28 protein-coding genes are annotated in these 25,625 nt (G+C 39.6%); 17 read left to right on the top strand and 11 right to left on the bottom strand.

What is annotated here, in order from left to right; genetic code table 11:
• Positions 1-7: 7 nt before the first annotated feature.
• A complete protein-coding gene (gene sohB, locus PESP_RS07430; protein WP_089347456.1) occupies positions 8-1,024 on the bottom strand; it encodes a protease SohB in 1,017 nt (338 codons plus the stop codon).
• A 100-nt stretch (positions 1,025-1,124) separates the two neighbouring features.
• A complete protein-coding gene (locus PESP_RS07425; RefSeq protein WP_089347455.1) occupies positions 1,125-3,584 on the bottom strand; it encodes a VolA/Pla-1 family phospholipase in 2,460 nt (819 codons plus the stop codon).
• A gap of 226 nt (positions 3,585-3,810) precedes the next feature.
• Between PESP_RS07425 and PESP_RS07420 the strand changes: the two genes are divergently transcribed.
• Complete coding sequence (locus PESP_RS07420; RefSeq protein WP_089347454.1) at positions 3,811-4,557, top strand: YciK family oxidoreductase; 747 nt, start codon at positions 3,811-3,813, stop codon at positions 4,555-4,557.
• A gap of 63 nt (positions 4,558-4,620) precedes the next feature.
• On the opposite strand, the gene rluB is transcribed toward PESP_RS07420, so the two are convergent.
• From rluB to PESP_RS07400, 4 genes are all read right to left on the bottom strand, one after another.
• On the bottom strand, positions 4,621-5,490 hold the full coding sequence (gene rluB / locus PESP_RS07415; RefSeq protein WP_089347453.1) for a 23S rRNA pseudouridine(2605) synthase RluB: 870 nt from the start codon (positions 5,488-5,490) through the stop codon (positions 4,621-4,623).
• Positions 5,487-6,077 (bottom strand): SMC-Scp complex subunit ScpB, encoded by a 591-nt coding sequence (gene scpB / locus PESP_RS07410; RefSeq protein ID WP_089347452.1) that lies wholly within the window; start codon positions 6,075-6,077, stop codon positions 5,487-5,489. Before scpB ends, rluB begins: the two co-directional genes overlap by 4 nt.
• Positions 6,078-6,226: 149 nt before the next feature.
• Entirely contained in the window at positions 6,227-6,748 is a 522-nt protein-coding gene (locus tag PESP_RS07405; RefSeq protein WP_089347451.1) for an EF-hand domain-containing protein, read from the bottom strand.
• A gap of 224 nt (positions 6,749-6,972) precedes the next feature.
• Positions 6,973-7,404, bottom strand: a complete 432-nt coding sequence (locus PESP_RS07400) for an exonuclease III (protein WP_089347450.1) — start codon at positions 7,402-7,404, stop codon at positions 6,973-6,975.
• Positions 7,405-7,645: 241 nt separating this feature from the next.
• Between PESP_RS07400 and xthA the strand changes: the two genes are divergently transcribed.
• Genes xthA through PESP_RS07385 form a run of 3 tightly spaced genes read left to right on the top strand, consistent with a single transcriptional unit; the run spans position 7,646 to position 9,905 of the window.
• Positions 7,646-8,452: an exodeoxyribonuclease III gene (gene xthA / locus PESP_RS07395; protein WP_089347449.1), complete on the top strand. Its 807-nt coding sequence runs from the start codon at positions 7,646-7,648 to the stop codon at positions 8,450-8,452.
• A 5-nt stretch (positions 8,453-8,457) separates the two neighbouring features.
• A complete protein-coding gene (locus tag PESP_RS07390; RefSeq protein WP_089347448.1) occupies positions 8,458-9,105 on the top strand; it encodes an energy-coupling factor ABC transporter permease in 648 nt (215 codons plus the stop codon).
• Positions 9,102-9,905 (top strand): putative RNA methyltransferase, encoded by an 804-nt coding sequence (locus PESP_RS07385; protein WP_089347447.1) that lies wholly within the window; start codon positions 9,102-9,104, stop codon positions 9,903-9,905. Before PESP_RS07390 ends, PESP_RS07385 begins: the two co-directional genes overlap by 4 nt.
• Here PESP_RS07385 and yfbV read toward each other — a convergent pair.
• Positions 9,889-10,335 carry a terminus macrodomain insulation protein YfbV gene (gene yfbV, locus PESP_RS07380; protein WP_089347446.1) on the bottom strand — a complete coding sequence of 149 codons (447 nt, stop codon included), beginning with the start codon at positions 10,333-10,335 and terminating at the stop codon, positions 9,889-9,891. The genes PESP_RS07385 and yfbV overlap by 17 nt on opposite strands.
• A gap of 303 nt (positions 10,336-10,638) precedes the next feature.
• On the opposite strand from yfbV, the gene PESP_RS07375 reads away from it, so the two are divergent.
• The 7 genes from PESP_RS07375 (at position 10,639) to PESP_RS07345 (ending at position 17,294) form a co-directional block, all read left to right on the top strand.
• A complete protein-coding gene (locus PESP_RS07375) occupies positions 10,639-11,853 on the top strand; it encodes an acetate kinase (protein ID WP_089347445.1) in 1,215 nt (404 codons plus the stop codon).
• A 2-nt stretch (positions 11,854-11,855) separates the two neighbouring features.
• Positions 11,856-14,015 carry a phosphate acetyltransferase gene (gene pta / locus PESP_RS07370; protein WP_089347444.1) on the top strand — a complete coding sequence of 720 codons (2,160 nt, stop codon included), beginning with the start codon at positions 11,856-11,858 and terminating at the stop codon, positions 14,013-14,015.
• Between the two features lie 226 nt (positions 14,016-14,241).
• On the top strand, positions 14,242-14,631 hold the full coding sequence (locus tag PESP_RS07365; protein ID WP_089347443.1) for an ACT domain-containing protein: 390 nt from the start codon (positions 14,242-14,244) through the stop codon (positions 14,629-14,631).
• Positions 14,632-15,129: a PTS glucose transporter subunit IIA gene (locus PESP_RS07360; RefSeq protein ID WP_089347442.1), complete on the top strand. Its 498-nt coding sequence runs from the start codon at positions 14,632-14,634 to the stop codon at positions 15,127-15,129.
• A gap of 4 nt (positions 15,130-15,133) precedes the next feature.
• Positions 15,134-15,478, top strand: coding sequence for an ArsC family reductase (locus PESP_RS07355; RefSeq protein ID WP_089347441.1), 345 nt, complete (start codon positions 15,134-15,136; stop codon positions 15,476-15,478).
• Complete coding sequence (gene dapE / locus PESP_RS07350) at positions 15,478-16,608, top strand: succinyl-diaminopimelate desuccinylase (protein ID WP_089347440.1); 1,131 nt, start codon at positions 15,478-15,480, stop codon at positions 16,606-16,608. Before PESP_RS07355 ends, dapE begins: the two co-directional genes overlap by 1 nt.
• Entirely contained in the window at positions 16,608-17,294 is a 687-nt protein-coding gene (locus tag PESP_RS07345) for a M15 family metallopeptidase (protein WP_089347439.1), read from the top strand. The genes dapE and PESP_RS07345 overlap by 1 nt, the downstream gene beginning before the upstream one ends.
• A 14-nt stretch (positions 17,295-17,308) precedes the next feature.
• Here PESP_RS07345 and PESP_RS07340 read toward each other — a convergent pair whose 3' ends face one another.
• Positions 17,309-18,172: a DMT family transporter gene (locus PESP_RS07340; protein ID WP_089347438.1), complete on the bottom strand. Its 864-nt coding sequence runs from the start codon at positions 18,170-18,172 to the stop codon at positions 17,309-17,311.
• A 372-nt stretch (positions 18,173-18,544) separates the two neighbouring features.
• Here PESP_RS07340 and PESP_RS07335 point away from each other — a divergent pair, with 372 nt between their 5' ends.
• The 4 genes from PESP_RS07335 to PESP_RS07320 are packed head-to-tail and all read left to right on the top strand — an operon-like array spanning position 18,545 to position 21,500.
• Positions 18,545-19,909, top strand: a complete 1,365-nt coding sequence (locus tag PESP_RS07335; RefSeq protein ID WP_089347437.1) for a COG3014 family protein — start codon at positions 18,545-18,547, stop codon at positions 19,907-19,909.
• 8 nt (positions 19,910-19,917) lie between these two features.
• On the top strand, positions 19,918-20,343 hold the full coding sequence (locus PESP_RS07330) for a YcfL family putative periplasmic lipoprotein (RefSeq protein WP_089347436.1): 426 nt from the start codon (positions 19,918-19,920) through the stop codon (positions 20,341-20,343).
• Between the two features lie 7 nt (positions 20,344-20,350).
• Positions 20,351-20,971, top strand: a complete 621-nt coding sequence (gene lpoB / locus PESP_RS07325) for a penicillin-binding protein activator LpoB (RefSeq protein ID WP_089347435.1) — start codon at positions 20,351-20,353, stop codon at positions 20,969-20,971.
• 58 nt (positions 20,972-21,029) lie between these two features.
• A complete protein-coding gene (locus PESP_RS07320) occupies positions 21,030-21,500 on the top strand; it encodes an outer membrane lipoprotein (protein WP_089347434.1) in 471 nt (156 codons plus the stop codon).
• Positions 21,501-21,584: 84 nt separating this feature from the next.
• Here the strand turns inward: PESP_RS07320 and PESP_RS07315 are convergent, their stop codons facing one another.
• Together PESP_RS07315 and PESP_RS07310 are read right to left on the bottom strand one after the other, a co-directional pair.
• The gene (locus PESP_RS07315) at positions 21,585-22,802 is read right to left on the bottom strand and encodes a pyridoxal phosphate-dependent aminotransferase (RefSeq protein WP_089347433.1); all 1,218 of its coding nucleotides are present in this window, start codon (positions 22,800-22,802) and stop codon (positions 21,585-21,587) included.
• A 339-nt stretch (positions 22,803-23,141) separates the two neighbouring features.
• Positions 23,142-23,486, bottom strand: a complete 345-nt coding sequence (locus PESP_RS07310; RefSeq protein ID WP_089347432.1) for an Hpt domain-containing protein — start codon at positions 23,484-23,486, stop codon at positions 23,142-23,144.
• Positions 23,487-23,621: 135 nt separating this feature from the next.
• Between PESP_RS07310 and PESP_RS07305 the strand changes: the two genes are divergently transcribed.
• Together PESP_RS07305 and PESP_RS07300 are read left to right on the top strand one after the other, a co-directional pair.
• The gene (locus PESP_RS07305; protein WP_089347431.1) at positions 23,622-24,218 is read left to right on the top strand and encodes a tRNA-uridine aminocarboxypropyltransferase; all 597 of its coding nucleotides are present in this window, start codon (positions 23,622-23,624) and stop codon (positions 24,216-24,218) included.
• Between the two features lie 16 nt (positions 24,219-24,234).
• Positions 24,235-25,020, top strand: coding sequence for a CLCA_X family protein (locus tag PESP_RS07300; RefSeq protein WP_089347430.1), 786 nt, complete (start codon positions 24,235-24,237; stop codon positions 25,018-25,020).
• 16 nt (positions 25,021-25,036) lie between these two features.
• Here the strand turns inward: PESP_RS07300 and dcd are convergent, their stop codons facing one another.
• Positions 25,037-25,621: a dCTP deaminase gene (gene dcd / locus PESP_RS07295; RefSeq protein WP_089347429.1), complete on the bottom strand. Its 585-nt coding sequence runs from the start codon at positions 25,619-25,621 to the stop codon at positions 25,037-25,039.
• Positions 25,622-25,625 lie beyond the last annotated feature (4 nt).

The following is a 25,625-nucleotide window of genomic DNA, read 5'->3' as shown; positions in this document are numbered from 1 at the left end:
AAGTATTTTATGGGTTTATCGATTTAAAACGCGACATTAAATTAACACCCGCTTTATTTACACCGCTGCTTAAACCTATTGCCAGTTTATCGCTTAAGCCCTTTTTAACCTTGTATTTAACTTTATAAATTTGGCGCTCGGCTTGTTGCTCTAACAATGCATCGTCACTGGTTTTTATAACATCCACTAAGCCTTTTTCAATAGCTTGAGTAGCAAACCAATGCTCACCAGTGGCAACATTATCAATATTTAAGCTTGGACGCTGTGTACTTACAAAATCCTTGAACAGGCCATGTGTTTGTTCTATTTCATCACGAAACTTTTCACGTGCTTTATCTGTGTTTTCTCCAAATAATGTGAGTGTACGTTTAAATTCACCCGCGGTAATTTGCTCAAACTCCACATCATTTTTCTTTAATATTTTATTAAAGTTAGGTATTTGCGCTATAACCCCAATAGAGCCCACAATTGCAAAAGGTGCTGCAAGTATTTCATCTGCAACACATGCCATCATGTAACCACCGCTTGCTGCAACTTTATCTATTGATACAGATAGTTTAATACCCGCATTTTTAAATCGCTGTAGCTGAGAGGCTGCTAAGCCATAGCCATGTACTACCCCACCACCGCTTTCTAAACGCACCAGCACCTTGTCTGTTTTTGGGTTTGCAATAGTAATAATGGCAGTCACTTCCTCACGTAGGCTTTCAACTTCGTGTGCATCCATGCTACCAATAAAGTCAATAACATATAAACGTGGTTTAGGCTCATCATTTGCTGTTTTTTTAGACTCAGCTTTTAATGCTTTTTGATGCAACTTTAACTCTTTTTTAGTTAACGTGTTTTCTAAAAAGCTCTGTTTTAAATCATCTAACTGCTCAGATAAATCATCTATTTCTATTGCCCCTTTTTTAGCTTTAGGCCTAACAGCAGAGCCCACTATAAGGGTTAAAATAATTGCAATGGCAATAACAAAGGTAACCGTTTTAGCAAAAAACAAACCGTACTCGTATAAAAATTCCAACTGGTTTCTCCATTTATAAATTTAAGCTAATTTATCATGCTTTATAACAAAAAAAAGCCACTAAACAGTGGCTTTTAAAGGTTAATAATATATTTGCTGGTTAATCAGTCACAACCTCAGTGTTTGTAACGAGTAACATACGCCCGCGTGCTGCTAAATAAGTAGCAACTTGCAGCTGCATTTCAGCATTTGCGGCAGCGCTGCCTTCAACAGTAGCCGCTTCGGCTTCATCTTGGGCTGGTGTTAAAATAGAGCCATGATGTCCTTTAGTAAATTTAACTAAGTAGCTAGCCGGTGTTTCACTTAATGGCTGTGAAGTGCTTACTGTTTCAAGCCCCATAAAGTTTGCTAATGGAATAGTCCCTGAAATTGGGTTATTCGCTGCCGCAGGAGGAATAACTTGATCAGGTTTGTTATCGCCACCATCACCCACTACTACGTTTGTGTAAACAGGCGTACCTAATGCTTGTACTGCCGATGCGTAATTAGTTGGGTCTCCACTGTCTAACGCTGTTTGCGCTGCAAATGCAAACTGAGTAAACACATCTTGAATATTAGTAAGCTTGCTTGTTTCACCAGCTGTAGTTAAAGAAGCTACATACTCGTTATAACCACACGTTAAATAAGCTTCCTTATCTTCTGATGCTAATGCCCCACAATTAGACAATGCAGCACCTTGCAAGTATACATTAAGTTCGTCAGCCTCTGTTGTGCCAGCTTGAGATAACACTGAACCTTGAATAAATGGACCAAATGCTGCCGACTCAAGTAAGAAGCTAGCAATACCGCCACCGCCACTAGCAAGTGCTACTGTGTTTACATTAAATAATGGATCAACCGTTGGCGCTAATGGATTATTTGCTTGGGAAATAAATGCAGGAGCGACAATAGAGCCTAATGAATGACCAATGTAAGTGACGTCTTGTGCGTTAATCGTTGTATCATTTATAAAGTTTAACCCTAAACGTAAACCTAATAAATCAGCTGAAGATTGACGTAAACTATCGCGCGCAACAAGCAATGAACTTAAATTCATATAGCTAAGTACAGAGCCACTAGTAGCATTAAAATCGTCTGTGCCATCATCACCTACATCTATTCCACGCTCACCGTGGCGAGGATGATCTATTGCAACGGTAGCAAAACCCTGGATTGAAAGCTGCGCAGTTAATGCAAGCATACTTTCTTTATTTGTCGTAATGCCGTGTTGCATAATTACAACAGGCCAACCGCCTTCTGGGATACTTTCAAGCTCAGGTAGATTATAAGCTGAACGATAAACATTTATATCAGCTAAAATTGGCTTTGTGATTTGTACAGGTATAGTCTCATAGCTTTGAGCTAGTGGAACTGGGTTATATTTAGTTAAATGCCGAGTAATATCAATTTTTGGATAATCATGTAGCTGAGTATTTATTTGCTGACAAACGTCTTCATAAGGACCTTCGTCAAACATAGTTGCATCAATTTCTTCTTGCTTACCTTCATCTCGTAATTTTTGATCTGAAGCTAATTGATTTAATACTGCAACGGGGCTTGAACACATAGCTTTCCAGTAAGTGTCATTCAAATCGCTTATTTCTGTACCTGTAGGTGTGCCTAGGTACATAGGTAAAGTAATCTCGCCTTTAATATATTCAACAGCATCAAATGGTGCAAAAGTAGCTATATCAGGAAATTTTAAAAAATCTTTAACCGTTTCTTCAGACTCTGTGATAGTTATTTTTGGTACGGTCGCAGGGTTTGCCAAACTACCTGCTAATAATTGTTTAATAGTACCAAGTACAGGCCCTGCTGATTGAATAGTCATCGCAGCAGAAAATATAATGTCGTCTTTGGTGATATCACCCGAACTTACCACTACATTTTCATAACTATTTACTGCCGCTTGAAGCCCAAGCTGAGCATCAGTAATAAGCGGCGCTTCTTCACTTACAGACGCATAAGTTGATGAAGGCTGAATAGAACGCCCTTGAGAATCTTTCAAGCCAGTAGTTAGTACATTAATGTATGAACTACCTGCATTAAATGGTTTAAGAGGAATAATTGCTACTGCATCACCCGATGCTTGAGAGATAAAATCAACTCCGTAAGTCAGCTCACCAACTAACTTACATGCAGTACCGGCTGTAACCACCGAACATTCTGCATCTGTGAGGCTTGCGCCCATAATAACTTCAAAAATTCGCACTGTGCCAGGCGTTGCAGCTGACGTTTCGTCAAGCGATACACCCGTAGGGAAAGTTAAATCAATCTTAAATGGCACCTGAGAAGACCAACCATCTAATGCACCCAATGCAAGTTGTGGGTCTGAATAAGCGGCACGAGGGATAGACACGTTATCATCGTCTAGTTCCCCTGGAATATTAAGTGTGCCGTCTTGAGTACCGCTCATTAATAAATCGTTAGGAACAGACAGTACCCCGTTTGCTGGGTCAAAAGTTACCGTAGCAGTTGGGATAATAGTGGCTGTATCATTTTTAACATCTTCTAACGTTTCTCCGCCGCCACAGCCTGCTAATGCAGCCGTAACCGAGAGTGAGAGTAGCATTTTTTTCATATTTTTAGCTCCGCACATATCTTTATTTTTATAGTGTGTTCGTTCAAAGTAAGTGTGTTTAATCAGTGTAGTAAAGTTAAAACAATGTAATCAGTTTATTAATGAGACATTAGACCAGTTAAACTTAACGTAAAGTTTATAATTCCGCCACCTAAATTTTCAATAAATTCGATTACTTGACGATTTGCTATGTTAAAATCAAAAAAAATTATCAATTGGTATTTATATGCAAACTTATCAAGCAGCTCAAAATGCGCTTCAAAATAAAGTGATATTAATTACTGGTGCCGGAGACGGCATTGGTCGTGTAGCAGCAATTACCTATGCAAAGCATGGTGCTACGGTTATTTTATTAGGAAAAACAACAAATAAACTCGAATGCGTTTACGATGAGATTGTTAATGCTGGCTACCCTCAGCCTGCAATCGTACCAATGGATTTAAAAGGTGCGACTAAACAAAACTACCGTGACCTTGCCGCAACAATCGAAAGCCAATTTGGTAAATTAGATGGCTTGTTAAATAACGCAGGTATATTGGGTTCACTGGGGCCACTTGAGCATTTTTGTTCATCTACTTTTGAGAATATCATGAAAGTAAATGTGACAGCGCAAGCTATGATCACCAAAGCGCTATTTCCAGTGCTACGTAAGTCAGACAACGCCTCTATTGTATTTACATCATCTGGTGTTGGCCGCAAAGGCCGTGAATTTTGGGGACCTTACGCTATATCTAAGTTTGCAGTAGAAGGCATGATGCAAACATGGGCATGCGAGGTAGGAAAAACAAATATCCGTGTAAATTGTATTAATCCAGGTGCGACCCGCACTTCTATGCGAGCTTCTGCATACCCAGGAGAGGATCGCGATAAACTAGCCAGCCCTGAAGATTTAATGCCAACCTATTTATACCTTATGAGCGACGATTCAACCCAGGTAAATGGCGAATCACTCGACGCACAAACTAAAAAGTAAAATTTTATTTTCTTATTAAAAAGCCGCAATAAATTGCGGCTTTTTAATTACTAATCGTAAAAGCTATTTACGCTTTGTTTGCTTAACGCGTTGGTTATGCTTTTTAACCGCTTTACGAATTTGGTTTATTTTAGCGCGTTTATCTTTACGCTTTTCTGGCATTACCGATAGCTTAGTTTGAGTTTCGCGCCCTAACTTCACGGTTTTACGTAAATAGTTTACCGTTTCTAAATCAAGTTCAGCCCAACCACCTTGTGGTAGGCGTTTATCAAGCTCTAATTTACCGTAACGAATACGAATAAGGCGTGACACTTCAACATCTTGCGATTGCCATAATCGACGAACTTCGCGGTTACGTCCTTCGTTTAGCGTAACATTGTACCAACGGTTAATTCCTTCACCGCCTAACGGTTTAATATTTAAGAATTTAGCGGGTCCATCTTCAAGCTCTACACCACGTGTTAAATTTTTAATTGTTTCGTTAGTTACTTCACCAAATACACGCGCTGAATATTCACGTTCAACTTCGTAGCTTGGGTGCATTAAACGATTAGCCATTTCACCATCGTTAGTAAATAACATTAAACCTGCGGTATTTATATCTAATCGGCCAACCGCAATCCAGCGCTCGCCATCAATGCGTGGTAGGCGGTCAAAAACAGTACGGCGCCCTTCTGGGTCTTTACGTGTACTTAACTCACCTTCTGGTTTGTTATACATAATAACGCGACAAATACGGTCTGCTTTTTCTTCAATTTTTACAGTGTGGCCATCAACACGAATTAAATCGGTTTCTTCAACACGGTCACCTAACTTGGCAACTTTACCGTTAACACTAACGCGGTTAGCATCAATATACTTTTCCATTTCGCGACGCGAGCCTACACCTGCGCGGGCTAGGACTTTTTGTAACTTTTCACCTTGAATACTCATTCGGATGGTTCTCTCACAGAAGGATCACTTAATAACTGGTTTATCTTACTTTGCTGTTGCTCTGGCAATGCAGGAAGCTGTTCTAAACCCGTTAACGAAAAATAATCTAAAAATAATTTTGTAGTAGCATAAAGTGCCGGTTTACCGGGTACTTCTTTATGCCCTACCACTTTTACCCACTCTCGCTCGAGAAGGGTTTTTATAATTGCTGAGCCGGTAGTAACGCCTCTTACTTGCTCTATTTCACCACGTGTTATTGGTTGCCTGTAGGCTATTAACGACAAAGTTTCTAAAAGCGCGCGCGAATACTTAGGCGCTCGTTCTTGCCATAAATTGCTCAGCCAAGGGCTTAAGCTACTACAAGCCTGAAACCGATAACCGCTGCCAACTTCTACAAGGCGTATACCTCGTGTCTGAAAATGGCTTTCTATAGCTTCAATTGCTGCGTTAATTCTTGCCATTGATAGTGCTAAATCAGCAAGTACTGTGTCTTTTAAATGGCGCTTACTAACTGGTTTGTCTGCGACAAATATAGCCGCTTCAATGATCTCAATTAATTGCTCGTCACTAATTCGACGACCTGCCATAATTTTGCTCAGCCCTTTAAAATACACAGCCATCTATTATGACAGAACATCATAAAAGGTGGAAAATATATCTGCCTTTTATCTAAATTAAATGCACAAAAAAGCCAGCAATTAATGCTGGCTGTTTTTATTAACTCATTTAGGTAATATTAGCTGTGTCTTAATACCTTAAGAGCATCATCTTCAGCTACGGCTTTACCGTATTTTTTAATATAACCTTTAAACTCACCTTTGCTGATGCGTTTATCGTTATTTCCATCCATGTAACCAAAATGGTTTGAAATGTCATCATCGTCAGCTTCTTCTACTGAAATGTAACCATTTTTGTCATTATCTAAGCTCTTAAAATCATTTTCGATTTTATCAAACTTTGCTATCTTAGCTTTAAATGCTGATTCACTAACTTCACTGTCAGTGGCTACCTTACCGGTATTTAATTGCATGTAAGCGTTAAATTCTTTACGACTGATCTCGTTATCCATATTGGTATCAATATTTGAAAAGTGGCCCCAGATGCTGTCGTCATCTGCTTCTACTTTTGAAATATAACCATCACTGTCGTTATCTAAACTTGCAAAATCGCTATCGATTTTTTCTAAGCCTTGGTTTGAGGCACAAGCCGCTAAGCTCAAAGATGCTAAAATAGTTGTTGCGAGTGTTAACTTTTTCATAAGACGTATCCTTGTAGTTAGTAAATGTCACTTTAACTAATACAAGTCTGATGCCAGAACATATAACTTACCAAAAAACAGCCACTTAGCCTTTAAAAGGATGTTTTATATACAGTTATCAATTACTTAGCTTTGCAATGATTGCAGCTTACCTTGTAATTTTTGCAAAAAAATACCCGGTATAAACCGGGCATTTTCTATAAAGCTAATTTAAAGCTTAAAAATTAAATGGCAGCGTTTTGGTAACGCTTTACAAACTCAGTTACGTTTTGACCATTACACTTTAAAGAGTTTAAATTACCAATTTTTTGACGTACTGGCGCTAAACCTTTTTTAAGTGCAGTCATACATAACTGTGTTTCTTGGTGAGCATCTTTAGCGAATACTTCAACCTTTGATTCTTTTACTTGGCTAGACGTTGCTTTTTTAGCAATGTCACGAATGTCTTGGCCATTACATAATACACTTTTTGAAAAACGCGATAAGTAAACACCGTGTTGTGCAGCTTCTTTACGAGCCGCAGTAAAACCTTCATTCGCACTTAAAACACATAACTTAGACTCAAGTTTGTTATCTTGGCTGAAGTAAGTGTTGCTTTGTGCAGATACAGATGCAGACGCTAATAATGCAGTAGCTAAAAGTAATTGTGTTTTCATGAGAGAGATCCTATTTGAACGACTAAACAAGTAATTTTTGCGCATTATATATTCAATAATAAGGAGATCAATTGAATTTTTTATTTATTTAAATAATTAATAAAGCATTTACAATGTTTAAACTTTAGCCACCATTTGATCAACATTTGCGCAGCTATTTTCTCATTTCGATCATGTTATGTAGTCTAAATTACTGATACAATTTAGTTATAAAAACAGAGTCTAATTAAAGGTAAATTTTATGAAGGTTATTTCTTTCAATATCAATGGTCTGCGCGCACGCTTACATCAGTTACAAGCAATTATAGATAAACATCAGCCAGACGTAATTGGGCTGCAAGAAATTAAAGTTCATGATGAAGCATTCCCGCTAGAAGACGTTGAGAAGATGGGGTATCACGTTTATTTTCATGGCCAAAAAGCTCACTATGGTGTGGCAATGTTATGCAAAAAAGAGCCAAAATCGGTCTTAAAAGGGTTTGCAACAGATACCGAAGAGTCTCAAAAGCGCATGATAAGTGTGACCGTAGAGCAAGATAACGGCCGTGACTTAACTGTAATGAATGGTTATTTCCCTCAAGGTGACAACATTAACCATGAAACAAAGTTTCCTTATAAACGCCAGTTTTACAAAGACTTAATGACCCACCTTGAAACTAACCACACTCCAGATCAAGACGTAATTGTAATGGGCGACATAAACATCTCCCCTACCGACCTAGATATTGGCATCGGTGATGTAAACGCTAAGCGCTGGTTAAAAACAGGTAAATGCTCTTTCCAACCAGAAGAGCGTGAGTGGTTAGCAACATTATTAAATTGGGGCTTTAAAGATACTTTTAGAGAGCAAAACCCCGAAACAAACGATCAATACTCTTGGTTTGATTACCGCTCTAAAGGGTTTGTTGATAATAGAGGCTTACGTATTGACGTAGTACTTGCTACGCACGACCTTGCTGCTCGTTGTGTAGATACAGGGATAGATTATGAACTGCGCGGAATTGAAAAGCCGTCGGATCATGCACCTATTTGGTCTACTTTTAAATAGCTTTAATGTTTACTGACATTACACAAGGGCTACTTTGGGCCCTTGTTTTAATCATTACCTTTATAAGTTTTGATAAAAACACCTACAAAGCACTTTATACTACGCCTGCACGCCAAACGGGTGTGCTGGCGTGTGCGCTCGTTTTTGCTGTTCTTTGGCAAATTAAAGCCGGTATTTTAACTGGGCTTGATTTACACATTTTAGGCGTAACCGCAGCTACTTTAATTTTAGGTTGGCGGTTAACTATTTTATGCAGCTTACTCGCATCTGGATTATTATTCTCTTTTGGCCAAATAGATCTCGAGTTACTTCCTCTGCAGCTGTTAATTGGTGCATTTATTCCTACAGTATTAAGCTACCTTAGCTTTATACTGAGCTATCAGTATTTACCTCGTCACTTTTTTGTATACATATTTGTTTGCGCGTTTATAACCGCCGGTTTTATTGCGTGTATAAAAATAAGCTTAGGCGCTTTATTTTACTTAGCGATAGGGCAGTACAATTGGCAAGAATTAGCAGATAACTACGTATATTTAAGTGCAATCATTTGGTTTCCTGAGGCAATGCTCAACGGTATGGCCATAACCATTATGATTACTTATCGACCGCACTGGGTCAAAACATTTTACGATAAGGACTACCTAGGCCAATGAGTCTGCAATACCAATGCCCACTATGTAACACCTCACTTGCAAAGCATGGGGCAACACTTCGCTGCAGCAATAATCACAGTTTTGATTTTGCTAAAGAAGGCTATGTAAACCTATTACCTGTACAACAAAAAAACTCCAAGCAGCCTGGCGACTCGTTAGAAATGGTGCAAGCACGGCGTGCATTTTTAGAACGTGGATTTTATGGCTTTTTACAACGCGCATTAAGTAATATTATTAGCGAGCTTAATCCTAATTTGCTCATAGACCTAGGCTGTGGCGAAGGCTTTTATACACACGCTGTTGCAGCGAACACGCAAGCCGCAGTTTATGGTGTAGATATATCTAAATCAGCAGTTAAATACGCTGCAAAACGCTACCCCAATTGCCATTTTAGCGTTGCTTCTATTAGTACAGCGCCTTTTAAACAGAAAGCAGCAGACGCCCTACTGAGTGTGTTTGCTCCGCTGTTCGATCAAGAATTGGCTCGTTTAGCAGCGCCAGGGGCCACATTAATTGTCGCAAGCCCAGGGCCTTGGCATCTCAAAGAGCTAAAAGAATATATTTACGCTGATGTAGCAAAGCACACCGAAATTGATACACCCAATGGTTTTGAAAAAGCAGCGCAAACGCTCATTACAGAGCATGTAACGCTTAACTTTTCAGACATTAAAAATTTAATAATGATGACGCCATTTGCGTGGAAGTTCAGACCCGAGCACTGGGCAGCACTCGAAGAAAAAGGTGAGCATAATGTCACCTTATCATTTTATATAACTCAGTTTACTAAAATTGCTCTTTAGTAAACGCTTTATCCATTTTATCAAACATATCTTTTAATAAACTAGCAAGCTCCATATAACGGGGCTTGTTTTCACTTAACTGTGCTTGGTAGCCATTTGCGACCATTTTGGTATACAAATCGTTGTACCATTTTTGCATGTTTGGCTCTAGCTCAGTTTGGGCGCGTTTACCTAACCAAAATAAGCCTTGTAGCGGGAGGGATAAAAAAAACAAAGCGCTGGCAATCGCTTGCGGTAAAAAGTCAGGGCCTAAATAGTTAAGCTGAAAAAAAAGAGTAAGCATTGCCAAAATAGGCATTACAGTAATTGCCAGCTCAGTTGCTTTAATGACTTTAAACTCATTAAACAGCGGCGCTAACTCTTTACGCATAGGCCATTTTTTTGCGTATAACCTACCCGTTTGTAATTGTGACATCACACTTTTTTGCATCATGACTCCTCACATCTAAACTTTATAAACACAGTAGCGCTAAGCGTGCCACTATTGATAAGTGTAACACATAATTATGGCTTAACACTTTACCGGTAAAAGTTATTATTTTTGTATATATAAGCGACTAAACACTAAACTAAATTTATTAACTGGGGTAAAATAGCCTGCTTTACAACTAGACTTTAGTCGCTTACTAAACAAATTTAATGAGCGCCAAGTTACACGTTAATTGCACCTAAAGTGTATTGTTAATACCTTAACATACACTTACTAAATTTATTGTTTATGGAAACTGTATCTATGCCAACTACGCCTTCTAAGTCACAACACGTTTTAGTATTAAATTGTGGTAGTTCAAGTTTAAAATTTGCCATTATTGACGCTAATAACGGTCATGAAATCATTTCTGGCTTAGCTGAGCGACTTGGCTCAGACACTCCATCAATTAAATATAAGTACCAAGGCAATAAAACAATTATTGACCTAAGCGCTAATCAAGCACATGCAGAAGCCATTAATACGCTAGTGGGCTTAATAAAAGATCATAACTTAGATGAGCACTTAATTGCTGTAGGCCACCGCGTTGTTCATGGTGGCGAGCACTTTACAAAATCGGCATTAGTCGATGATAAAGTGATTGCAGGCATTTCAGATGCTTCAAGCCTTGCCCCACTCCACGGCCATGCAAATTTACTCGGTATTTCATCTGCGCAAGCTTCTTTTGCAGGTTTACCACAAGTTGCCGTGTTTGATACCGCGTTCCACCAAACAATGGACAAAGTAGCTTACCTATATGCCCTACCTTATAAGCTGTACACTGAGCACGGCGTTCGTCGTTACGGTATGCACGGTACAAGCCATTATTATGTGGCAGGTCAAACTGCTAAGTTAATTGGTAAACAGGTAGAGCAAAGTAACTTTATTAGTGCGCATTTAGGTAATGGTTGTTCGGTGTGTGCGATTAAAGGTGGCAAAAGTGTTGATACCAGCATGGGCTTAACGCCGTTAGCAGGTTTAGTTATGGGTACTCGCAGTGGCGACATAGACCCAGGCTTATTTAATTTTTTAACAACACAGCTTAATTACGACGCAAAACAAATCGATAACCTACTCAATAAAGAAAGTGGTTTGCTAGGTATAAGCGAGCTTTCAAACGACTGTAGAACAATTGAAGAAGCCGCAGTTGCAGGTCACGAAAAAGCAGCGCTAGCCCTTGATATTTTTTGCTACCGCCTTGCAAAACAAATTGCAGCATACATGGTGCCATTACAAACATTAGATGCACTTATTTTTACCGGCGGCATAGGTGAAAACTCAGATATTATCCGCGAAAAAGTAATTACTCAGCTGGCATTTTTAGGGTTAGATTGCGACAAGCAAGCCAACCTAGACGCACGCTTTGGCAATGAAGGCGTTATTAGTTCTGCGACTGCAGCAACTAAAGCCGTTGTTATGCCAACCAATGAAGAGTGGGTTATTGCTCTTGATGCTGCAAACATTGTAAAGGAGCTTTAATTATGGCTCGTCGTATTATGTTAATACCGGTCTCTACCGGTGTTGGTTTAACCTCTGTTTCGGTTGGTTTAGTGCGCGCACTTGAGCAAAAAACAGTTAAAGTTAATTTTTTCAAACCTATTGCGCAACCTCGCACAGGCGAAACAGGCCCTGAAAAGTCAACGCAAATTGTTATGCAAGGCTCATCTATCACCCCGCCTACCCCATTTGCTTTAAACTACGCTGAGCAAATGATTGGTGATGGCAAAGGCGATGACTTACTAGAAGAAATTGTTGAACGCTTTGAAAGTAAAATAAACGATGACGAAGTAGCCATTATTGAAGGCATGGTACCTACGCGTCGTCAACCTTATGCTGGACGAGTAAATAGAGAAATTGCACAGACGTTAGGCGCAGAAATCGTATTTGTACTTACCCCAGGTAATTACAGTATTACGCAAATAGAAGATCGTCTAGAAATAGCCGCTGGCTACTATGGCGGTATAGACCACGCACGTGTATTAGGTTGTATATTTAATAAGGTAAACGCCCCTCTCGATGAAGAAGGCCGCGCCCGCGCAGATTTAGTTGATTCGTATAAACCTGAAGAGCTGGATCACGAACTAAATCGTTTAGCGTCTTTACCTATTTTTAGAAAAAATCCGTTTATGCTACTTGGTGCAATACCATGGGATTTTGACCTAGTTGCCCCGCGCGTAAAAGACTTAAGCGCGTATTTAAAAGCAACGATTATCAACGAAGGCGACATGCTACATCGTCGTTTGCGCCGTATTACATTTTGTGCTCGTACAGTATCTAACATTTTGAACCACTTTACTCCGGGTGCTTTATTAGTAACGCCAGGCGATCGCTCAGACATACTTGTCGCGGCGTGTTTATCAGCCATGAATGGTACTAAAATTGGTGCAATATTGCTTACCGGTGGTTTTGAGCCAGAGCCGCGTATAATGGCGCTGTGTGAGCAAGCAATGCAAACTGGCTTACCAATACTTGCAACTGATGCAGATACTTGGCGCACTTCGTTATTGCTCCATAACTTTAATATGGAAGTGCCAAGTGACGATGACCAACGCATCGAAAAAGTAAAAGATCATAACGCGCAATACATAGATTCAGACTGGTTAGATACGCTTGCTAAAAGTGTGGGTAAAACACGTAAGCTCTCTCCGCCTGCGTTTAGGTATTTACTTACCGATAAAGCACGTAAAGCAGCTAAAACCGTTGTACTGCCTGAAGGTAACGAGCCACGTACAATAAAAGCCGCTGCAATTTGTGGCCAACGTGGTATTGCAAAAACTATTTTATTAGGCGAACGTGAAGAAATTATGCGTATTGCCGAGCAGCAAGGTATAGAGCTTAACGAACATGTAAGCATTATTGAGCCTAAGTCGGTCATTAACGATTACGTTGCCCCTATGGTCGAAATTCGTAAAAGCAAAGGCCTAACAGAAGTGGTTGCGCAAGAGCAATTACAAGATAACGTTGTGCTTGGCACCATGATGCTTGAGCAAGGTAAAGTTGATGGTTTAGTATCAGGTGCGGTTAACACCACGGCCAATACTATTCGCCCTCCTTTACAGCTTATTAAAACAGCGCCGGGTTCATCACTTGTATCGTCGGTATTTTTTATGCTTTTACCTGACCAAGTACTTGTTTACGGTGATTGTGCAATAAACCCAGACCCTAATGCTGAACAATTGGCTGATATTGCAATTCAATCTGCCGACTCTGCTGCTGCATTTGGTATTGAGCCACGTGTTGCCATGATCAGCTACAGCACTGGTACGTCAGGTACAGGTGCCGATGTTGAAAAAGTACGTGAAGCGACACAAATTGCACAACAAAAACGCCCTGACCTAATTATTGATGGCCCGCTTCAATACGACGCGGCAATTATGGAAAACGTAGCACTTAAAAAGGCACCAAATAGCCCAGTAGCAGGGAAGGCAACGGTATTTATATTCCCAGATCTTAATACCGGTAATACCACTTACAAGGCTGTGCAACGAAGTGCCGACTTAATTAGTATTGGCCCAATGCTACAAGGAATGCGCAAACCTGTTAACGACTTAAGCCGCGGCGCTTTAGTAGATGACATTGTGTATACTATTGCTCTAACAGCCATTCAGGCTGCCCAAGTTGAAGCGCTTGAAAACGCATAAAGCAAACTAGTGCTTTTTATAGCCTAGCTAATATTTACTTTATAATTAGTTAGTTAGGCTATTTATACCTACCAATTCCCATAGTTATCCACAGAAATTGTGGGTAAGTTTTAAATTCTTATAGCAAGCAACTTCATAACCCTCATTTTAGTCGCCTTTACACCTTTAATTCGATGTCAATAATCTATACTATTAACTGACTATCAATGCTGTTCGCAGGCTTTTAATGTCAAAACAAACATTACAATTACACAGCACACTTTTATCTATTCATAGTTTAGAGGTAGATGCTGACATTCCGGGCGAACTATTAAAATTACCATTATTTTTTATTTCTAAAACACATGATGAGTTATCAATAGTGTGCCCTAGCAGTTTTAATATAGATTGTTTAGATACCGAGCCTGACTGGCAAGCACTCGAAGTAGTAGGCCCTTTGGGATTTTCTTTAACAGGGATTATGGCAAATATCTCAGGCGTATTGGCCAAGGCTAATATTTCTATTTTTTCTATTTCGACTTACGATACAGATTACATTTTGGTAAAAAAGCATACTGCACAGCAAGCCATCAGTGCACTTAAAAGTGATGGTTATAACTTAGTGGTAGATCAATAAATGAAAGCCACTGCTGTTGAATATTTGGCGCAAAACAAACTTCCCGCCACCGCAATAAAAATAACCAGCCCTTTTAGTGGCAAGGTGATGGATTTAAACCAACATCCTGAGCCTTTTTTCAAGTTCTCTACTTTAGGTCCTACCGCTATGGTTTCGCTAAGTAACCATAAAATTTTAGCCCCCTTTGATGGCACCTTAGTGCAAGTAAAAAATGCAGGGTGCGAGTTTATTCTGCAAGCCAATAATGGTCTAAAAGTATTGATAAATTTATCAATTACTCCAGAGCAACACATTACACACACACATATTGCACAGTTAAATGGCAGTAAAATTACAAAAGGGCAACGCTTAGCCTATTTTGATTTACGTGAGCTAGATGCACCTCTAATTGGTAGCTTAGTTTTATTAAATGGCCATAACTTAGGTAGCTTTTATTATTCACACTCGCATGTTAACGCGGGTGTAGACCCTTTATTATCAATTATTAAGAAGAATTGAATTTATGATCACTCTTTACGGCATTAGCAATTGCGACACAATTAAAAAAGCTAAAAAATACTTAGCCGATAACAACATAGACTATACCTTTCATGATTACCGAAAAGACGGTGTAAATGAAAAAATGGTCAGTGAGTTTGCCAAGCAGCTTGATTGGGAACAACTGGTTAATAAACGAGGTACAACGTATCGCGCACTTAGTGATGAACAAAAGCAAAGCCTTACTAAAGTGTCAGCAATTGAGCTTCTTGTTGAGCAGCCAGCAATGATAAAACGCCCTGTGCTCGTAAATAACAACAGCTACCACTTAGGATTTATAGCCGCGCAATACGATGAGATTTTTAAATAATGACAAATGATGTAATTGCACTCGCACAAGCGCTTATTCAACGCGAATCGGTAACCCCAGAAGATGCGGGTTGCCAACAAATGATGAACGAGCGTTTAAAAGCAGTTGGCTTTAATATTGAGTCACTTTTTTTTACCGATACGCTTAATACATGGGCACGTAAAGGCACACAATCTCCGCACTTTTGTTTTGCAGGGCATACCGATGTAGTGCCTACTGGGCCTGAGAAAAACTGGCAGCACCCGCCTTTTTCTGGCTTAATTTCAGATGGCTTACTCCATGGCCGTGGCGCAGCCGATATGAAAGGCTCTTTAGCTGCAATGCTTGTTGCAACTGAGCGGTTTGTAACTAAAAACCCGAACCATAAAGGCTCTATCTCTTTTTTGATTACCTCAGACGAGGAAGGCCCATTTATTAATGGTACAACTCGCGTTATAGACACACTAGAAGCACGCGGTGAAAAAATTGACATGTGCCTGGTAGGTGAACCTTCATCACGTGATGTACTAGGCGATGTTGTAAAAAATGGCCGCCGTGGCTCGCTTACTGGTTTTTTAAAGGTAAAAGGCGTACAAGGCCATGTAGCTTACCCACATTTAGCACAAAACCCTATACATATAGCCTCCCCTGCAATAACTGAACTTAGCCAAACAGTGTGGGATAACGGCAATGCGTTTTTCCCTGCAACTAGCTTTCAGGTATCAAACATTAATGGCGGCACAGGCGCGGGGAATGTCATTCCTGGTGAGCTTGATGTGCAATTTAACTTTAGATTTAGTACCGAAGTTACACATGAGCAATTGCAAGAACGTGTTAATACTATTTTGCAAAAACACAATTTAAACTATGAGTTAAGTTGGATAGTGAATGGTTTACCCTTTATTACCGAACACGGGCCACTTGTTGATGCTACCGTAAACGCGATTAAATCTGTCACCGGGATTACGACTAACTTAGAAACCACGGGCGGTACTTCTGATGGGCGCTTTATTGCTCAAACAGGTGCTAAGGTTATCGAACTTGGCCCGCGTAATGCCACTATTCATAAAGTAGATGAATGCGTAAGCACCGACGATTTAATTGCCCTTGCTGATATTTATGAGCAAATACTAGAGCAACTGTTAACCTAATGGCGCCAACAAATCACTCATTAGCACTGTGTATTACAGGTAAAAGTGATACACATTTAAGTGCTATTCAAAATCATCGTTTACACAGTAAAATTATCGACGATTTTTTAGCGCTACAAAATGCCGCTAAAACAGCTGGATTTGAGCTGACCATTGCCTCGAGCTTCAGAGACTTTAATCGCCAAGCCATGATTTGGAACAATAAATTTTCGGGTCGTCGCCCTGTTTTAAACAAGCAGCAACAACAGCTTGATTTAAGCGCCTTAACCGATATAGATAAATGCACTGCTATTATGCTCTACTCTGCGCTACCAGGTGCAAGTAGGCATCATTTAGGCACTGATCTCGATATATTTGATAAAGCAGCCGTAAGTGATGATTACCAACTACAGCTAACGCCTTCAGAGTATTTACCGGGTGGGCCGTTTGCAGCGCTTAGCAAATGGCTTGATACACACTTAGCTAAATTTGGTTTTTACCGCCCTTACAAGCACGATTTAGGCGGTGTTGCCCCAGAGCTTTGGCATATAAGTCACATACAGCAATCAAAGTTATTAGCTGAAGCACTAACCGAAGAGGTTCTTTTTGAATGCATAAATGAGAGTGATTTACTGGGTAAGTCGGCTATTTTAAAAAATTTACCCGCACTCTATAAGCGTTTTGTAACTAATGTAAGCCCGCCTTAAAACGGGCTTTTACGTTACTTTTTATTTAATATAAACACACATACAGAGCCTAATATAACTGAGCTTGCTATCACAAATTCAATTATTAATTGCTCCGATAAAAACAGCACACCGGCTACTGCGGCAAGTACCGGCACACATAATTGCACAACAGCAGCTTGCGTACTTTTAAGTAGTGGCATAGCCACATACCAAATACTGTAACCTATGCCGGAGGCAATAGCCCCAGAGGCACTTGCCAATAAAACACCTTCTAAGCTCACTGTTTTTATATAGGCCATACCCACTAATAATAAAATAGGAATTGCCACCAAACTGCGTATAAAGTTAAACCCCGTAGTACGAAGCGGTGAAACGCACACTTTACCGCGAATGCTATAAATACCCCACGCTATTCCACTTAAGGCCATAAGCGAAGCACCAAAAAGTGAAGGCACAGCCGCTGAAGGCAGCATTAAATACACAAAACCAGCTAACGCAGCAAAAAAGGCGACCCATTGCACGCGGCTTAAGCGCTCTTTTTTATAAATTCCCCAGCCTATCATGGTCAACTGCACTGCCGAGAATAAAATAAGCGCGCCAGTTCCTGTATCGAGCTCTACGTAGGCTATCGAAAAACATAGAGCATAAATTAATAAGCTAATACTACTTCGCCAGCTGCCAGTATCGTTTAAAATAGCAGTATCAAATGCTCCTTGGCGTTTTAGTTTGTAGGTGTAAAAAAACATAATTAAGCCCAAGCAAGCCGCACCACTTAATAAACGAATAACAGTAAAGTTCCATGCATCTATATGCCCTTGCGCTAATGCCATTCTGCAAAGTAATGAGTTTGCGGCAAACGCAATTAAAGCAATAACTGTGTATAAAGTGGCTTTCAAGGTGGCTCCTAAGCGTAAAGTTAAACCTAGTAGGTTTGTTATTTATTAAGTATGTATTTAACCCAAATACTCCTTAAAGGCTTATTTTAGAATTCTCAGGTTACTGAGTGCCATTTAAACAGGTGTGCGCTTAGTGTGTAAAGCAATGCCATTGTTTTAACTATATTTTTAATTTAGCTGTTATAACTATTAAACGTAATTAATACATGTCTAATTTGACTCAAGCTAAATTCACAAGCAGTTCATAATGATTTGCCTACCTTAATTATGTTAAGTAAAGCAAAGTTTAGGCTACGTTTTTTTACACTATTTCACGCTAATCAAAAACCAGAGTATGTTAATCTTTAAAACCTAACTATATAGGAGTGCTCAGTGCGCCAAAGTATAATTTTAAGCATTTGTTTTATATTAAGTGGATGTAGCACCATAGGCTTTAACGACCTATTTAACGACTATGCAAGCCAAATGACGCCTGTAAGAAACGCAATTAAAAATAACAATATAGATCAGGCACAGTCACTTATTGCAAACAACAGCACATTACACAGTAGTTATTTACTTAACCAATTAGAGCAAGCACGTTTAAAAGACCTTGCTAACGAGCAAAGTCTTTCACAACAACAATTTGAAAACGTATACAGCAAGGTTCAAACAAAACGTGAAGCGGCAAAAATACAACTAAGCGCCGGACTTGAGCAAAGTAACGCCCTTTTTACTAACGACTCAGCGATTACCTATGTACCACCAGCTTACGAAATGAGCATGTTACACAGTTATAAAGCGCTTAATTATGTATATAAAAATGATTTAGAAGGCGCGCTTGTAGAGATACGCCGTGCAAATAAAGTGCAGGTAGACGCCCTTGCCGATAACCAAACAGAAATAAGTGATACAGTGGCGCAGGCTCAGCAGCACTACCCTAGTATGAGTAACGTAACACGTGATATTAAAAATGGTTTTCAAAATGCATTTACGTTTTATTTATCAGCCTTATTGTACCAAGGTGATAAACAATATGATGATGCATACATAGATTATAAAAAAGCATTAGAGATTCAGCCTAATAATATATATTTACAACAAGATGTAATGCGTTTAGCTAAAAAACAGGGTTTTACCCAAGACCTAAACGAATTTAAGCGCCGCTTTAGCGATGTAAAACCTTTAGCAGCACAACATGGCGAGGTTGTGGTTTTATTTGAACAGGGCTTAGTACCTAAGCAAGATGAATTTAAATTGCGACTCCCTATTTACACATCAGGTGGGGATGCTCGTTTTTATAGCTTAGCCATGCCGGTTTATAAAGATAATGCCTATGTTTCAAGTTTTAATAACATAAATATAGATTCGCAAAGTTTAGCGCTCAATCCTTTAGTTCACATAGAAGCATTAGCAGCAAAAACCTTAGAGCAACAAATTCCCGCTCGTGTATCTAGGCAAGTTTTACGTTTAGTTGCTAAAGAAAAAGTACGCGCCGAACTAGCGCGCAGTACAGGGGATGTAGGCAATATAATCGCCAATATTTACAATTTAGCGTCGGAGCAAGCTGATACTCGCAGCTGGCTCACATTACCAAACCAAATAAGTGTGGCGCGTAAAAGCTTAAGTACTGGCTCGCATACACTGTTAGTAGGCAACAACACGCCTATTAATTTTACCGTTAGTAAGCAAGGGTTAACCTTAATTTACCTAACCTCTATTAATAACTACTTTAACTACCATGTGGTTCAACTCTAGGAGTCATCATGAAATATACTTTGCCATTTGTGGCTGCAATAATGCTAAGTGCATGTGCAACACAACCTGTTACATCAGGGATATCGGTTGAGCAAAGCAAAAATACATTTAACGAGCAGTTACATGTTGATAATCCTGCTCTTGGTGAAAAACTTGCTATTACCGATGTTAAAACGCGCCAAACTAACCAGCTCACCGATGTGGTAGTCACGCTCAGCAGCCAATATAAAAAATCGCAGTATTTACAATATCAATTTAATTGGTACGACAAAGACGGCTTTGTCATTAAAGGCAACCACTCGCCTTGGCAAGCTTTAACACTGTTTGGTTTTTCTAAAACACAATTACCTGGTTTAGCACCTACACCAACTGCGGTAACGTTTTCGCTAGCAGTGAGAGAAGTATCTACCGACGCACAAGAATTTAAAGAGTAAGGGTAAAATGATGAAAGTAACACAATTTAAAACGCTATCTAGCTACGCACTCGTTGGCCTAAGTGCTTTGGTACTTAGCGGCTGTGCTAACAAAGCTGTAGTAAGCTACGGTGATGCACAAGCAGTAGAGACGACTGATATTAACTTTGGCTCTACCGATTTACAAAAAGTAGCCAGCCAAATGACCGACTCACTACTTAGCTCGCCTGTGGTTGGCACAATGACGCAAAACAAACGCCCTGTGGTATTTGTAGAGCGAATTAAAAATAAAACCAGCGAACACATTGATACCGAATCAATCACCGATTCAATCTCTACGCAAATGCTGCGCAGTGGTAAGTTCCGTTTTGTAGATATGACCCGTGTTGAGTCAGTGCGCGAACAACTTAATTTCCAAAACGAAGACGCTCTTGTAAACCCTGCAACCGCGGTTGCTTTTGGTAAACAAATTGGCGCGCAATACATGCTATACGGAAATTTATCGAGCATTGTAAAATCTAATGCCGACAAATCAGACGTGTATTACAAATTTACAATGCGTTTAATGGATATGGAAAGCGGCCTAGTAGAGTGGGCAGACGAAACAGAAATTCGTAAAACGAAAGAAAAATCGACATTTGGTTGGTAATTTAAAGCCATATACGTATTACACATAATACGTATATGGCAACCAACAGGAGACTATTATGAAAGCCTTAACGCTAATAATGTGCACTTTACTTACAATCAGCAATCCAAGCTTTGCAAACTACGAGCGAAATAAAGCCGTACCCGTGCAGCAAGTGTTATTTGGTGATGTAAAATCTGTTCGCAAAATAACTGAGCAAGAACTCGTCCAAGATAAAAACAGTGGTTGGAAAACCTTTGGCGGTGCCCTACTCGGTGGTGTAGTGGGTAATCAGTTTGGTGGCGGAAGCGGGCGAACGGTCGCAACCATTTTAGGTTCTGTAATTGGTGGTAGCGTTGCCCATAATAATCAGCAAAAAAAAATCTATTATAAACAAACGCACCTAGTCGAATTACTAATTCAAGTAGAAAACGGCGACCAATACATGGTGGTACAAGACCAAGACCAGTCAATGCGCTTTAGTAAAGGTGATAACGTACGCCTTGTCTATTTAAGTGATAACACTGTAAGAGTAGACCGCGCTTACTAATAGCGCGTATTAGCATTATCGCTATAATAAAAAACGAGCTATTTAAGCTCGTTTTTTATTTTACAACGCGTTAGTTGGAATTAACTAAACTTGGCGATAGTCTTTAAAAAAGCGCTGCATTTTAAGCATCGCACTAGACAGATCGTCCTTATTAGGTAAAAACACTAATCTAAAATGATCAGGCTCAGGCCAGTTAAATGCTCGCCCATGTACAAGTAATATTTTTTCTGCTTTTAGCAAATCAAACATCATTTTTTCGTCATCTGTTACATTAAAATGCGCTGTGTCTACTTTAGCAAAAGCGTAAAGCGCCCCTTTAGGTTTTTTACAGCTAATGCCATCTATGGCGTTAAGCCCGCGCCAAGCTATATCACGCTGAACATACAACCGCCCGCCTGGGTCTATTAAGCTGTCTATTGATTGTACGCCACCCAATGCTTGTTGAATTGCATATTGAGCCGGTACATTGGCACATAACCGCATAGAGGATAAAATATCGAGCCCTTTGCGTAAATCTTCCATTGCTGATGTGCGTCCACTGAGTACCATCCAGCCCATTCTTATACCTGCTGCTCGGTACGTTTTAGCTAACCCATTAAATGTAATTATTGGCACGTCATCGCAAAGCGCACCAATGGAGGTATGCGTTATTCCATCGTATAAAATCTTTTCGTAGATTTCATCGCTCAACAGTAATAGTTTATGCTCGCGCGCAATATTAATTAGCTCTTTAAGTAAGTCGTCGCTGTAAACCGCACCGGTTGGGTTATTTGGATTTATGAGCACCAATGCTTTAGTTTTAGATGTAATTTTACTTTTTATATCCGCAATATCCGGAAACCAATCTTGCTCTTCATCACATAAATAATGAACCGGATTACCACCAGCCAACTTAACCGATGCCGTCCACAAAGGGTAATCAGGCGCAGGAATAAGCACTTCATCATCGTTGTTTAGTAACGCTTGCGTGATCATTTGAATAAGCTCACTCACGCCATTACCAATATAAATATTATCTACGTCTAAATTATACAAGCCACGTTGCTGGTAATGCTGATAAACCGCCACACGTGCAGAATAAAGCCCTTTAGAATCACAATAGCCTTGGGCCGAGTATAAATTACGGATAATATCGCGGTGCATATCTTCTGGCATATCAAAGCCAAATGCAGCCGGATTACCAATATTTAATTTAAGAACCTTTTGACCTTCGTCTTCCATTTTTTTAGCTTGCGCTAAAACCGGCCCACGAATGTCATAACATACACCTTCTAGTTTATGACTCTTTTTTATATCTGACATTGCTACCTCTTTGGGCGTAGTGGCTTTGTTAAATCAAAATTTGTTAAATCTAGGGAGGGGTTTTCGCAGCGCGTGGGATATAACCTGATTTGGTTTGGTAATTCGAGTAGGAAAGTTGCGTAAAGCGCCCTTAAATAGAGTTTTATGTGTTGTTATTGTTTTATACATTAACAACACATGTGCTTTAGCTAATTTAAAAATTAAACACTCTGCAAAAAAATTATTCTCGAAAGGCCAAACACGCCCTAGTTAAGGCATAGATTAACCTATTAAAGGCGCAAAATACTAGCCTAATTAATTGCTTAAGACTGAAATAAATTCACGTTTATGCTCAATTAACTAATTCGTTGCTAACCATTCGTTTAACTTAGCCTGCGAGCCCGTTACTTGCGCCATTAAATAAGCAGAAGCAGAAGTAGCTTGGTCTAAGTTATCTTGGTTAAGACTTAATTCAATATCGCGTGCTACCTCAGATAAACTTGTAGCACCAAACTGTGCAGCATTTGATTTTAAACTATGGGCGTGGCGAATAGACGCTTCTTTATCGTTCCCTAATGTTGCAATTACTTCATTTCCCAAACGTTCAAACTCACTGCAACAAAATTCCAGTGTATCTTTAAACTGTTCACCAAGTAACGATTGCATGCTCTCTAAAGCAGCCACATCAATTTGTACTTCTGTCATATTTTAAGCCCTTATAAACAATCCATGTCTTTTTTATAGTTAATAGTATTACTGTATATCTATGCGTAAAAAATTCCAACTTTATTACTTTATAAATGTATAATTATATTAAATACATCAGCAAAAAGTTTATTAATGACCCGCCAACTTTGCGAACGCTGTCAGTTCACGCCCTCAACCTGTATATGCAGGGCTGTTTCACATATAAACAACAAAATTAGAGTTATTATTCTACAACACCCAAGCGAAGAAAAAATAGCTAAAAACACCGCTAAATTAGTTAATTTAAGCCTAACTGGTTGCCAAATAGTCAAAGGTGAAAATAATAACGACTTTGCAATACTAAAAAGCCTACCTTTAGAATCAACAGTTTTACTTTACCCTAATGGGAAGGCTATAAATTTAGATGAGAAAGCAAAAAGCGCTGAGATAAACAATATCACTCATTTAATTGTGATAGACGGCACATGGAAAAAAGCCTACAAAATATTACAGCTCACAACGCTGTTAAATCAGTTTAAAACAGTCAGCTTTAAGCAGTTGCCTACTAACCGTTACGCAATTAGAAAAGCCCCTAGAGCCGATAGCCTCTCAACACTTGAAGCCGTTGCACATAGTTTGTTTTTAATAGAGCAGTTAAACCCCGCGCCACTTTATAATTTGTTAGATGAATTAATAAAAAAACAAACCCAACACATGCCCGAACACGTAAAAGCACGTTACTTAAATTAATCTATAAAATTAGCGCATGCGAAACTACCCAAACAGATTAAAACGAGGCTTTACACGCCAAGGCCCCGATTACCGCTTTGACGACCAAGTCGACTTTAGCGATATAAGAACTACCTTTGGATTTAGATCTATGGTGGTGGGTAAATGGGTTACCAAAGAAGAGCGCTTCATAAGTGCTAATTTAATTTACGATGCCCTCGCGGACCTTGCTCAAATACTGCATTTACCGCCAAAAGCGATTGGCCTTCGCGGTAAACTTAATTTTGCATTTGGTCACGGCGGTCAAAAAGGTGTGCAAGCGCACTATAACGCTGCCGACCAAACCTTAGCGCTTGCTAAAAATGCCGGTGGTGGCGCGCTAGCCCACGAATGGTTTCATGCATTTGATCATCATATAAGCGAGCACTTATTTGCAGCCAAACCTCGCTTTGGATTTGCATCAAAATTGTGGCTTTCAAATACACCAAATTTATCGCACCCACTTAATAGTGCGCTAAACAATTTTTACAAAAGCGTGTTTTTAGATTTAAATGGGGAAGATGCGAATGAATTCGTACAAACGTGCATAAAACACGACCAAGCGCATAACATGAATTACATGAGTATGCCTGAGGAATTAGCGGCGCGCTGCTTTGAAGCCTGTATAGATGCTCACAGCACTATTCAAAATAGCTTTTTGGTTAGTGGCTTAAAAAGCAGTAATTTAATATACCCAAATGCTCAGCATGTTAATAACGCAAATAAAGCGCTTAACCGTTATTTTGAATTACTGGGTTATGCGCTTCATAAAACAGACGAGTAATGTCTATATTAACTGGTTATTTATCGTCACTAATACGGCTTGCTACCGCACTACTTTGATCTTTATATTTTGCGTCTTTACGAATGTTGTATGGGTTTTCGCACGGGCCTGAAAGCATTTCAAAACTCATTGCACCAATTTTCATCATTGGGCGCAGTGCTAGTGGCAACTTACCTGAGTTATAAAACTCTAAAACAATATTACCACTCCAGCCAGGGTCGATTCTGTGTGCGGTTACATGCACCATTAAACCAAGGCGGGCAAGCGACGAACGCCCGTCTAACCAGCCTACAATATCGGCAGGTAATGTTACTTTTTCATGCGTAATGGCCAGCGCAAGCTCGCCTGGGTGCAAAAAGAAAGCCTCGCCATCAGCAAGCTCAATTTCTTCACTCATTATTGATTCCATGGCTTTATTTAACTGATCTTTAGGGCCGCTTAAATCCACGAAGGCTGCATTATGTGCATTAAAGGTTCTAAACTTATTCCCTAAGCGTAAGTCGGCGGTTACACCCGAAATCATTTCGCTTGTTGGCGCAGGCTCAATAACAATACGGCCATCGTTTAAGTATTCTTTAATATGTGTGTCTGAAAGTCTCATTTTT

Origin of the sequence: Pseudoalteromonas espejiana DSM 9414, from assembly GCF_002221525.1 — a bacterium.
GTDB classification, from domain to species: Bacteria; Pseudomonadota; Gammaproteobacteria; order Enterobacterales; family Alteromonadaceae; genus Pseudoalteromonas; species Pseudoalteromonas espejiana.
This window is presented reverse-complemented; position numbering and strand designations above follow the sequence as displayed.